This is a genomic window from Cobetia sp. 5-25-4-2 (assembly GCF_013374075.1).
Taxonomy (GTDB): Bacteria; Pseudomonadota; Gammaproteobacteria; order Pseudomonadales; family Halomonadaceae; genus Cobetia; species Cobetia marina.
Map to the genome: position 1 here is coordinate 325,812 of NZ_BLWK01000005.1, position 11,805 is coordinate 337,616.

An 11,805-nucleotide genomic window follows, 5' to 3' on the forward strand; every position below is an offset into this window, starting at 1 on the left:
GCCTGTCCGGGCGCGAACGCAAAAATAGAATAACGATAAAACCATTTGGAATAACGGTAGCACCTAATTGATAACCTATTGATATCAGCCATCAAAAAAGGCACGTGACGGTGCCTCGGATATCGCCAGGCGCGCCTCTCACCCTAAGGTATAGCGGATAAACGATATCGCTCACGTTAGGCTATTATTGTCAGGTGACACGATTCACCTATACACTCTTGAACGATTAACCTCCGCGAATCGCTGTCTTTCCTTCACGCCTCATTGGATGAGCTACGCCATGCCACGCATTCTTCAATGGTCGATCACGGTCGCTCTCGCCGGCTTCCTGTTCGGCTTCGATACCGCTGTCATCTCAGGTGCGGACACCTCTCTGCAGAGCCAGTGGGGTCTCAGCGACCTCATGCACGGCCTGGTCATCATGTCGATGGCACTGTGGGGCACGGTCATCGGTGCCATCTTCGGCAACTGGCCGACAGATCACTTCGGCCGCCGCGCGACCCTGATCGGGATCGGGATCCTCTATCTGGTCTCGGCGCTGGGCTCGGCGCTGGCCACCGACCCTTACGTGTTCTCGTTCTTCCGCCTGCTGGGGGGCCTGGGTGTCGGCGCGTCCTCCGTGGCAGCGCCCATCTACATCTCCGAGATCGCCCCCCGCGAGCGCCGGGGCGCGCTGGTCGGGCTCTACCAGTTCAACGTGGTGTTCGGGATCGTGATCGCCTTCGTCTCCAACTACTTCATCGGCTTCATGGACGGCGAGAACTGGCGCTGGATGCTGGGGGTGGAAGCCGTGCCGGCAGCGCTCTACCTGCTGATGATCTGCAAGGTACCGCGCAGCCCGCGCTGGTTGATCCTCAAGCGCAATGACGAGGCGGCCGCCGCCGAGATCATCCGACTGATCAATCCCAAGGCCGACATCGCCGAGGAAATCGCCATCATCCGTGGCACGGAAAGCGAAGAAAGTGCCAAGCAGCACACCCGCCTGTTCGCCTGGCGCTACCGCCTGCCGATCCTGTTCGCCTTCCTGATCGCGGCCTTCAATCAGCTCTCCGGCATCAACTTCATCATCTACTACGCGCCGCGCATTCTGGCCGAGGCGCAGCTGGAATCAAGCGCCGCCCTGCTCTCGACGGCCGGAATCGGGGTCATCAATCTGGTCTTCACCATGCTGGGGATGTCACTGATCGACAAGCTGGGCCGCCGTACCCTGATCCTGATCGGCTCGGCCGGCTATCTGCTGTCGCTGTGCCTGATCGCCTGGGCCTTCCATCTCGAGGACTTCTCCGCCATGGGCGGCTATGGCGTGCCAATCCTGCTGGGCGTGTTCATCGCGGCGCATGCCATGAGTCAGGGCACGGTGATCTGGGTGTTCATCTCCGAGATCTTCCCCAACAAGGTCCGTGCCATGGGGCAGTCCTTCGGCAGCTCCGTACACTGGATCTTCGCGGCCCTGATCGCGCTGCTGATGCCCACCATCCTCAGCCAGTTCAGCGGTGGGCCGGTGTTCGCCTTCTTCGCCTTCATGATGCTGCTGCAGCTGATCTTCGTGCTGTTCTTCATGCCCGAGACCAAGGGTGTCTCGCTTGAGGAGCTTCAGGGCCGCCTGGTTCGTCCCACCCGACGCGAACAGGCCGCAGCGCTCGAACCCCAGAGCCGCTGACCCGCGACGGCCCGCCTCTCGGCTGACACATGCCATCCCCACGACGCCCCGCCCTGCGGGGCGTTCTCGTTGCTGCCCTCTTGATTGCCCTCGTCAGTTCCCTCTTCAGCCCCCTTGAGTGCCCTCTTCACTGCCCGGTTCACGATGTCGTGAAACGTTCAATCAGCGTGTCATCAGCGCCATCGCAACAGACAGGCGCAACGTCTGAAAATTACGAATCATTACTGACATATCCTTTGGTATCGAAAGCATTGCGGGGGCGCCAAATTTAGTGAAATGATCCATCCGAAACGTTTCGGAAGATGCTTTCCAGCGATTTCACGCCCAGACACCTTGCCAGAGGCCTGCACCATGCCACCGAAGATCACTCTGAAATATCTCGCCACTGAACTGGGGCTCTCGGTGACTACCGTCTCTCGCGCCCTGGGGGGGTTCGAGGATGTCAGCGTAGCGACGCGTGAACGAGTCCAGGCCTTCGCCAACGACGTGGGCTATCAACCCAACCAGAGCGCACGCCGACTGAAGACCGGCCGCACCTCCTCGGTGGGCTACATCATGAACGGCGCCCAGGGCGACTTTCGTGACCAGTTCAACACCCGCCTGCTGGTGGCGCTGGGGCAGGCACTGCACGATGCCGCACCGGAGCACGACCTCATCGTCACCACGGTGCCGGAAGACCGCCACGAGCTGGAGACCTACAAGCGTTTCATCGATGGCGGCAAGGTGGACTCCTTCGTGGTGGCGCGTACCTGCATCCAGGACCCGCGCGTCGATTTCCTGCTCGACAGCGGTGTCCCCTTCGTCACCCACGGTCGCACCGGCCGCGCCGACGAGCACGACTGGGTCGACATCAATGCCGCCGATGGTTTCCTGCGCGCCACTCGCCATCTGATCCAGCAGGGACATCGCAACATCCTGTTCCTCAACTTCTTCAGCGATCTCTATACCGCGGTGGAGCGTGAGACCGGCTATCTGCAGGCCATGCGCGAGGCCAGCCTCGCCCCCAGCTCACGCCATTGCCCCCACGGTTACGCCAGCGCCTATCAGGTCGCCAGAGAGGTGCTGGCGAGTGCCGATGCCCCCACCGCCTTCGTGTGTGCCAGCGACATCTTCGCCTACGGGGTGATGGAAGCCGTCAGCGAGAGCGGGCGGGCGCCCGGCCGGGATATCGCCATCATCGGGGCGGACAACCTGCCACCGCTGATGTACCAACAGCCCAGCCTGAGCACGCTGGACATCTCCTTCGAGACCGTCAGCCAAGCGCTGATCGAGCTGGTACTGGCCCCGCGAGAGGGTGTGCCACGCCACCGCTGTTTCGATTACGAGCTTCTGCTGCGCGATACCACTGCCTGACGCGCCGCCCGTGAACGCTGCCCCTTCATCCCACTACCCGCCCCGGGAGACACCCATGCGCAAGATGCCGACCGCCCTCGCCGTGATGGCACTGTTGGGCAGCACCTCCGCCCTCGCTGACCTCACCTTCTTCAGCACCCAGGCAAGGCCGCTGGAAGAAGCCCAGCAGATGCGCGAGATCGCCCTGGCCCCCTACGCCGAGTCCATCGATTACATGCCGCAGGAAACCGGTACCTTCCTGTCACGACTGGAGGCGGAGAAGTCGAGTCCCGAAGGCGCGCTGGACCTGCTCGGCGGCCTGCATGGCGAGCTGGGCTCGCTGACGCCCGGCATTCTCGCGCCACTGGATACGCTGGCAAGCAAGCTCAAGGACAAGGGCATCAGCGAGCAATACCTGACGCTGGGCAAGCTGGGCGGCGAGCAGCAGCGCTACATCCCCTGGATGCAGGCCACCTACATCATGGCGGCCAATCGCAAGGCGCTGCCCTACCTGCCCGAAGGCGCGGATCTCGATGCACTGAGCTATGACGAGCTGCTGGCCTGGGGGCGCAATCTCGAGACCGCCACCGGCCAGCCCAAGCTGGGCTTCCCGGCCGGTCGCAAGGGGCTGATCCACCGCTTCCTGGAAGGCTATCTCTATCCCTCCTTCACCCATTCGGTGGTGCGCGAGTTCCGCAGCGCCGATGCCGTGGCCATGTGGCAGAAGTTCCGCGAGATCTGGGCGGTGACCAATCCACGCTCCACCGCCTACGGCTTCATGCAGGAACCGCTGCTCAATGGTGAGGTATGGGTGGCGTTCGATCACACCGCGCGCCTCAAGGATGCCTTCAACAAGCGTCCCGATGACTTCGTGGCCTTCCCGGCGCCGGCAGGCCCCAGCGGTCGCGGCTACATGCCGGTGGTGGCAGGGCTGGCGATGCCGGCCAATGCCTCCGACCCCGCAGCCAGTCGCAAGCTGATCCGCTATCTGATGACGCCCGAGGCCCAGATTCGCACTCTGCGCGCCACCAACTTCTTCCCCGTGGTCACCGCTGAATTGCCTGATGATCTGCCCGCCAGCATTCGCATGTCCGGCAAGGCGGTGGCGACACAGTCTTCCGCCGAGGATGCCGTGCTGTCCCTGCTGCCCAGCGGCCTGGGGCAACAGGCGGGCCTGTTCAACAAGATCTACCGCGATGCCTTCGTGCAGATCGTGCTGCGCGACGCCGACATCGAGGAGACGCTGGATATTCTCGCGCCGCGCCTGCAGACGCTGATCGACACCGCAGGGGCCAGCTGCTGGCTGCCGGACACGCCCAGCGACGGCCCCTGCCCGGTCAAGTAATTCGCTCACACGAGCCGTCGCTCGACAGCACCGACAGAACGCAACACTCGCAACACTTGCAACACAAGCAGCAGCAACGGCACCCCTCGACGGGTCGCCATGACGGTACGCCAACCCCTGTCATGCCGACCCGGTGCCACGAACCCCTTCCGACACGCCATCACAACAACGTCAAAGGTGAGCAAAGATGAAGCACGATCGCTGGCTACCTTATTACCTGATCGCCCCCAGCCTGCTGTTCATGGGCGCCTTCTTCCTCTACCCCTTTCTGGAGATCTTCGCCCAGGCCTTCACCCAGCCTGACGGCGGCGTGAGCCTCGCCAACTTCACGCGCATCTATCAGGACTTCAATTTCTGGCCCTCGCTCAAGAACACCCTGCTGCTCACCGGTGTCGTGGTGCCGGTCCAGCTGGTGCTGGCCATCGGCATGGCGCTGATGGTCACAAAGATGAACAAGGGGCGCGACAGCATCCTCTACATCTGGACCATCCCGCTGGGCATCTCCGATCTGGCCGCCGGCATCATCTGGCTGGCGATTCTGGAACAGTTCGGGTTTCTCAACAGCTTCTTGAGCGCGGTCAGCGTGATCGATGCGCCAACCTCGTGGCTCAACTATCAGAACGCCTTCGCGTTGTTCCTGGCGGTGGTGGTCGCGGAAATCTGGCGCGGCACCGCCATCGTGCTGGTGATCCTGGTGTCGGGCATGGGGCTGATCCCCAAGGAATATGACGAGGCCGGTCAGGTGTTCGGCGCCAGCTACTGGCAGCGCCTGTGGAAGATCACCCTGCCGATGCTGCGCCCGAGCATCCAGTCGGCACTGATCCTGCGCACCCTGCTGGCACTGGAAGTCTTCGCGGTGGTGATGATGCTGGGCGGCAGCGACATGCCGGTACTGATGAGCGAGACCTTCGACTGGCAGTTCCTCTATCAGCAGACCGGCGCCGCCTCCGCCTACGCGGTGCTGATCATGCTGATCTCGGTAGTCATCACCGGCTGCTACCTCAAGTTCCTCAACGTTCCGAAGGAGGCACGCTGATGAAATCCACGACATCCGAGGCCATCATGCCGGCTCCCGTGTCTTCTCGTTCCGATTCCCAGGCCCCGGCGCAGGCGCAGAGCGCACACAAGCCACGCCGTCATGACATGGCCTGGAAATGGCTGTTCCGTGCCGGTGTCGCGATTCTGGTGCTGTGGGTGCTGGTGCCCATCGCCCTGCTGATGCTCAACAGTGTCAGCACCCCGGAGCAGATCAGCGGCTGGCCCAAGACCCTGACCCCGGCGCTGAGCTTCGAGACCCTCGACTTCTTCTGGCACTACCAGGGCGTGATCAGTGCGCTGGGCAACTCGCTGCTGGCCGCCGCCTTCACGATGGTGATCGCCATCGTGCTCGGCGCTCCCGCCGGGTATGCGCTGGCCCGCTTCGTGTTCCCGGGCATGAACGCCTTTCGTCTGATCATCATCCTGTCGCGGGCCTTCCCGATGCCGCTGCTGGCGCTGCCGCTGGCCGTCATCTTCATCCAGGTGGGCATCGATGACTCCATCCTGGGGCTGGCGATGGTCCACGCCACCCTGGCACTGCCCTTCGCGGTGCTGATCACCTCGAGCCTGTTCATGGGCATTCCGGTGGAACTCGAGGAAGCCGCCTGGCTGATGGGCTGCAACCGCTGGCAGGCCTTCCGCCGCGTGGTGCTGCCGCTGGCCGCGCCGGGCATCACCGCCTCTGCGGTATTCGCCTTCGTGATCTCGTGGAACGAGGTGTTCGCCTCGGCGATTCTCACCGTCGAGAACCGCACCCTGACGGCCTTTCTGGTCCAGAGCCTTTCCGAGTCGCCCGCCGAGATCAAATACGCCGGCGGTCTGATCCTGGTCGTCCCGGCGCTGCTGTTCCTGTTCGCGATCCGCAAGTACCTGTTCAGCATGTGGGGCATTTCCAACCGCTAGCGTACGGCCCTTCATCCGGCCAATGCATGACGACGGCGGTCACCTGTCCATCCAGCGCCGTCGCTCACGATTACAAGGAGTCCGACCATGTCAGCCATCCAGATCAGTGCCGTACGCAAGCAGTTCGGCAAGCAGGAAATCCTCAAGTCCATCGATCTCGAGATCCGTGACAAGGAATTCACCGTGCTGCTCGGCCCGTCCGGCTGCGGCAAGTCCACCCTGCTGCGCATCATCGCGGGGCTGGAGTACGAGAGCAGCGGCTCGATCCGCATCGGCGAGCGTGAGATCACCTCCCTGGCACCGCGGGATCGCCGCATCGCGATGGTGTTCCAGAACTACGCCGTCTTCCCGCACATGACGGTGGCGGAGAACATCGCCTTCGGCCTGCGCGTGCGCAAGGACAGCGAGGCGCACATCCAGCGCAAGGTGAAGGAAACCGCCGAGCTGATGCACATCGAGGACCGTCTGGATCACTACTCCGGCCAGCTCTCCGGCGGTCAGCGTCAGCGGGTCGCGGTCGCGCGTGCTCTGGCGATGGAACCGGAAGTGCTGCTGATGGATGAGCCGCTCTCGAATCTGGATGCGCTGCTGCGCCTGGAGATGCGCGCCGAGCTCAAGACCATCCTCGCCGCCTCCGACACCACCACCATCTACGTGACCCATGATCAGGTCGAGGCCATGAGCCTGGCCGACCGCATCGCGGTCATGAAGGGGGGCCAGATCGAGCAGTACGCGCCGCCCTCCGAGATCTACCACTATCCGGCGACCGAATTCGTCGGCAGTTTCATCGGCAATCCACCGATGAACTTCATCGCCCCGGATGCACGCTGGCACCAGGCCGCCCCGGCCGCCAGCCAGATCCACAGGTGCGGTATCCGCCCCGAGGACTTCGAGGTGCGCTTCGAGCCCACCGAGGACTTCGCGCCGGTCCGTGTGCTGGTCACGGAGCTGCTGGGCTCCCACAAGCAGCTGACTGCCCGCTTCGGGGACGAGATGCTGCGCGTCAACGTACCGAGTGACCTGGAGATCGCCAATGGCAGTGACATCCACATCCGGCCGCTGGCCGAGAAGATGCGCTTCTATGACCACAGCGGCCAGCTGATGTCGGCGTGAGGCGTGCTGTCCCCTTTCGACCCGACATTTGACCCCGAGCCTTTGATTGCGAACCTTTGATCCAGAACCTTTGATTTCGAACCTGTCATCCCGAACGGAGCCGACTTACATGAATGCCAAGCTCGACGCGCTCAGCGCTCACGACGTTCTCAAGCTCAACGACCTGGGCGGCTACACCGTCCCCACGCGTGGCCTCTACCCCTTCCAGTGGAACTGGGACGCCGCCATCACCGCGCTGGGCTGGCTGGCGGCCGGTGACGAGGCACGTGCCTGGCGTGAGATCGAGCGTCTGCTGGAAGGCCAGTGGGACAACGGCATGGTGCCGCACATCGTCTTCCACGGTGACGCGGAAACCTACTTCCCGGGGCCGGAAGTCTGGGGCGTCAAGCGCAGCCCGGCGACCAGCGCCATCTCCCAGCCACCGGTGCTGGCCAGCGTCATGAAGCTGCTGTTCGAGGAAGGCCGTGACCGCCGGCTTGCCGAGGAGAAACTGGCCGCCACCCTGCCTGGCGTCATCCGCTATCACCTGTGGTTCTACCGCGACCGTGATCCGGAACATACCGGCCGCGTGTGCAGCTATCACCCCTGGGAGTCCGGCATGGACAACAGCCCCCAGTGGGACGGCCCGCTGGCTGGCGTGCCGCCGGTCGATGCCGAATACGTGCGTCGCGATACGGGGCTGGTCGACCCGTCCGAGCGCCCGCACAAGTACGAATATGATCGTTACATCTATCTGGTGAAGTTCTTCCAGCAGAACGAGCACGACGCCGAGGTGCTGTATCGCGACTGCCCGTACCGCGTCGAGGACATCAGCCTCATCTCCATCCTGCACCGTGGCACGCGCGACCTGATCGCGCTATGCGAAGAGGATGCCGGCGGGCTAGGCCTGGTCAACACCCACGGCGAGGCGCTTTACAGCCTCAAGCAGTCGCTGGCGCGCACCGAGGAAGGCGTGCAGGCGCTGTGGAGCGATGAGCTGGGCTGCTTCCTGAGCCGCGATGCGCGCGCCAACGTGCTGCTGGAGCACGTCACCACCGCCGGTATCCTGCCGCTGTTCGCCGGGGTCGCCAGCGGTGCCCAGGCGCAGCGCATGGGCGGCCTGCTCGAGGACTGGCTGGAACAGGCGCCCTTCGGTGTCGCCTCCACCCACCCGGCCAGCACCCGCTTCGAACCCAAGCGCTACTGGCGCGGGCCGAGCTGGCTGCACATCAACTGGATGCTGGCCATCGGCTGTGAGGAATATGGCATGTCCCGCGAGGCCGACCGGATCAAGCAGGCCAGCCAGCAGTGCATCGCGGCGGCAGGCTACTATGAATACTTCAATTCGGTGACCGGCGAAGGCTGTGGCGGTCGCGACTTCTCCTGGACGGCAGCGATGGACCTCTACTGGCTCAACCCGCTGGAGAGCTTCACCGCCAGCAAGGCGGCGTCCGGCGTAGTGGAGGTCTCCTGATGACTCAGCACGCCTCTCAACAGATGCAGGCGCCGCAGAAGGCACCGCTGACCCGGCAGGCAGTACCGCCCATGCCGGCAACGTTCGCCAGTCGCGGCTTTCTGGACACGCACATCCGCTCGATCATGGACTTCTATCTGCCGCGCGCGGTGGATCAGGAACGCGGCGGCTACTTCCAGGCGTATCGTGATGACGGCAGCGTGTATGCACCCGCGGCGCGTCATCTGGTCAGCAGCACGCGGATGATCTTCAACTTCGCGATGGAATATCTGCGCACCGGTGACCAGGCGTGTCTGGCCGCGACCCGTCATGGCATCGATTATCTGCGCGAGGTGCATCTCGATCCGCAGACCGGTGGTTACCTGTGGTCGCTGAGCGAGCAAGGCGAGGCGGATCATACCAACCAGTGCTACGGACTGGCGTTCGTGATGCTGGCCTACGCGACGGCCTGGCGCGCCGGTATCGAGGAGGCCCGCGGCTGGCTGGACGAGACCCACGCCCTGATGGAGCAGCATTTCTGGTCGGAGCATCACGGTCTGTACGCCGATGAAGCCAGTGCCGACTGGCAGACACTGTCTGACTACCGTGGCCAGAACGCCAACATGCATGCCTGTGAAGCCATGCTGGCCGCCTTTGAAGCCACGGATGACGAACGCTATCTGAATCGCGCCATGCTCCTGGCCCGCAACATCTGCCAGCGTCAGGCCGCCAAGGCCGATGGCCTGATCTGGGAGCATTACGATCGCGACTGGAACGTCGACTGGGACTACAACCGCGACGACCCCAAGAACCTCTATCGTCCCTGGGGCTTCCAGCCGGGCCACCTGACCGAATGGGCCAAGCTGCTGCTGATGCTCAAGCGTTACCGCGATGACGACTGGCTGCTGCCGACCGCGAAGCGTCTGTTCGATACGGCGATGGATCTGGCCTGGGACGGCGAACGTGGTGGGCTCTACTACGGCTTCGCGCCGGATGGCACCATCTGCGACGACGAGAAGTACTTCTGGGTGCAGGCCGAAAGTCTGGTGGCCGCAGCGCTGCTGAACGAGGCCACCGGCGAGTCGCACTACGCCGAGTGGTATGCACGCCTGTGGGGCTACGCCTGGCAGCACTTCATCGACCATCGCTACGGCGCCTGGTATCGCCTGCTGAATGCCGACAACCAGCGCTTCGATGATCTCAAGAGCTCGCCCGGGGCCAAGTGTGACTATCACAGCCTCGGCGCCTGCCATGAGCTGCTGCGCGTGATCACAAACGACTGAGCCCTGTCGCACTGCGACTGCACCACCCGACACCCCGCCCTGTGCGGGGTGTCCTCGTATGAGGAGAGCCTTCTCTGTCCATCGCCGTCCGCCAGCATGCTCTATTTATTCGTACACCTATCATGTTTCTTTAGCGCGCCGCTCGTGACAATACTGAAACCCGCTGATCGCTCCACCAGAGGGCGACAGGCTCGGGGTCTCCCCGAGGCGGTGCCCGTGTCTGAGACGTCGTCACGACACAAGCGCGCACTGGACAGGAAGGCGCCTCACAAGTCGTTGCTATTCAAGCAGTTCTTACACAAAAAATTACTACACAAGCAGTCACTACAATAACAAGCGGAGTCCCACATGCCCCTCACTCAACTCCTGGACTGGCGGTTGCATCTGCTGGTCGTGGTGCTATCTCTCGGCGCCGAACTGATCGGTATCCTCAAGTTCCCCCTCGGCCCCGGCACCCTGCTGCTGTTGCCCCTGTTCTATGCCTTCATTGCGGCCGTGCTGTGCAATCCGCACCTGTTCAGCGGCACGAAACGCGTCATCCCGCCGGTGATCAGCGCGGCGGCAGGACCGGTCATCCTGCTGTCGATCATGCCGTTCATCGCCCGCTTCGGCTCCACCATCGGCCCGGCCATCGAGCAACTGATCTCGGCAGGTCCGGCGCTGATCCTGCAGGAGCTGGGCAATCTGGGCACCATGCTGATCGCGATGCCGATCGCGGTCGTGGTGCTCAAGATGGGCCGTGAGGCGATCGGCGCGACCTACTCCATCGCGCGGGAACCCAATATCGCGATCATCTCCGACAAATACGGCCTCAAGGGGCCGGAAGGTGTCGGTGTGATGGGCGTCTATGTCGTGGGTACCATGTTCGGCACCCTGTGGTTCGCGTTGATGGCGGGCTACCTGACCTCGCTGGACATCTTCGACCCGCGTGCGCTGGCCATGGCCTGCGGTGTCGGCAGCGGCAGCATGGTGGCGGCATGTTCCGGCGCCATCGCCGGTGCCCTGCCGGAGATGGGCGAGGAGCTGCTGGCCTTTGCCGGCGCCAGCAACCTGCTGACCTATGCCACCGGCCTCTACGTGTCCCTGTTCATCGCCCTGCCGGTCGCCGAGCGCCTGTTCCGCTTCTTCAGCCGCAAGCGGGCTGGTGACAAGGGCGCCATGAATGACGAGGAAGCCACGCTGGCCTCCGAGGCGCTGGTTGAAGATCGCCCGGAGAACCAGCTGGGCAAGACGGCACTGGTGGTCGCGGCCGTCTGCGTGGTCGGCTGGGTGGTCAACACCATCAACGGTGCCAGCCTGATCGACGCCGCCCCCGGCATGCTGATCCTCTACGTGATGACCATGCTCGGCCTTGGCGTCGCTCGCCTGATGCCCTTCTATCTGCCGGCCATCGCCTGGGTGTCACTGGTCAGCATTCTGATGACACTGCCATGGTTCCCGGGCAGCGGCTGGATCACCGAGCAGCTGAGCTTCGTCAACTTCCTCGCCATCGTCACGCCGGTACTCGGCTACGCGGGTCTGGCGCTGAGCAAGCGCGAGTTCAGCATGTTCCGCCAGGCTGGCTGGAAGCTGGTGATCATCTCGCTGCTGGTCTTCACAGGCACCTATATCGGCTCGGCGGTCGTGGCGCAGGCACTGCTCTGATCACACGGGCTTCGCACGTTGCTTCCCCCCCTCTCAACACATTCAAGCCGGCACT

9 protein-coding genes are annotated in these 11,805 nt (G+C 63.5%); all 9 read left to right on the top strand.

Features of this window, described 5'->3' with window-relative positions; all coding sequences use genetic code 11:
- Positions 1 to 187 precede the first annotated feature (187 nt).
- The 9 genes from HXS65_RS12475 to HXS65_RS12515 all read left to right on the top strand — a co-directional run bounded on the left by HXS65_RS12475 (position 188) and on the right by HXS65_RS12515 (position 11,750).
- On the top strand, positions 188 to 1,660 hold the full coding sequence (locus tag HXS65_RS12475; protein ID WP_255304498.1) for a sugar porter family MFS transporter: 1,473 nt from the start codon (positions 188 to 190) through the stop codon (positions 1,658 to 1,660).
- Between the two features lie 351 nt (positions 1,661 to 2,011).
- Positions 2,012 to 3,013 carry a substrate-binding domain-containing protein gene (locus tag HXS65_RS12480; RefSeq protein ID WP_176494007.1) on the top strand — a complete coding sequence of 334 codons (1,002 nt, stop codon included), beginning with the start codon at positions 2,012 to 2,014 and terminating at the stop codon, positions 3,011 to 3,013.
- 55 nt (positions 3,014 to 3,068) lie between these two features.
- Entirely contained in the window at positions 3,069 to 4,337 is a 1,269-nt protein-coding gene (locus HXS65_RS12485) for an ABC transporter substrate-binding protein (protein ID WP_176494008.1), read from the top strand.
- Positions 4,338 to 4,524: 187 nt separating this feature from the next.
- Positions 4,525 to 5,373, top strand: a complete 849-nt coding sequence (locus HXS65_RS12490; RefSeq protein ID WP_077375970.1) for a carbohydrate ABC transporter permease — start codon at positions 4,525 to 4,527, stop codon at positions 5,371 to 5,373.
- The gene (locus HXS65_RS12495; protein ID WP_205700530.1) at positions 5,373 to 6,278 is read left to right on the top strand and encodes a carbohydrate ABC transporter permease; all 906 of its coding nucleotides are present in this window, start codon (positions 5,373 to 5,375) and stop codon (positions 6,276 to 6,278) included. Before HXS65_RS12490 ends, HXS65_RS12495 begins: the two co-directional genes overlap by 1 nt.
- Positions 6,279 to 6,365: 87 nt before the next feature.
- A complete protein-coding gene (locus HXS65_RS12500) occupies positions 6,366 to 7,391 on the top strand; it encodes an ABC transporter ATP-binding protein (RefSeq protein ID WP_077375967.1) in 1,026 nt (341 codons plus the stop codon).
- 109 nt (positions 7,392 to 7,500) lie between these two features.
- Positions 7,501 to 8,844 carry a trehalase family glycosidase gene (locus HXS65_RS12505; RefSeq protein WP_176494009.1) on the top strand — a complete coding sequence of 448 codons (1,344 nt, stop codon included), beginning with the start codon at positions 7,501 to 7,503 and terminating at the stop codon, positions 8,842 to 8,844.
- Positions 8,844 to 10,106 carry an AGE family epimerase/isomerase gene (locus HXS65_RS12510; protein ID WP_308483185.1) on the top strand — a complete coding sequence of 421 codons (1,263 nt, stop codon included), beginning with the start codon at positions 8,844 to 8,846 and terminating at the stop codon, positions 10,104 to 10,106. The genes HXS65_RS12505 and HXS65_RS12510 overlap by 1 nt, the downstream gene beginning before the upstream one ends.
- A gap of 348 nt (positions 10,107 to 10,454) precedes the next feature.
- Complete coding sequence (locus HXS65_RS12515) at positions 10,455 to 11,750, top strand: DUF3100 domain-containing protein (RefSeq protein ID WP_176494010.1); 1,296 nt, start codon at positions 10,455 to 10,457, stop codon at positions 11,748 to 11,750.
- Positions 11,751 to 11,805: the final 55 nt, after the last annotated feature.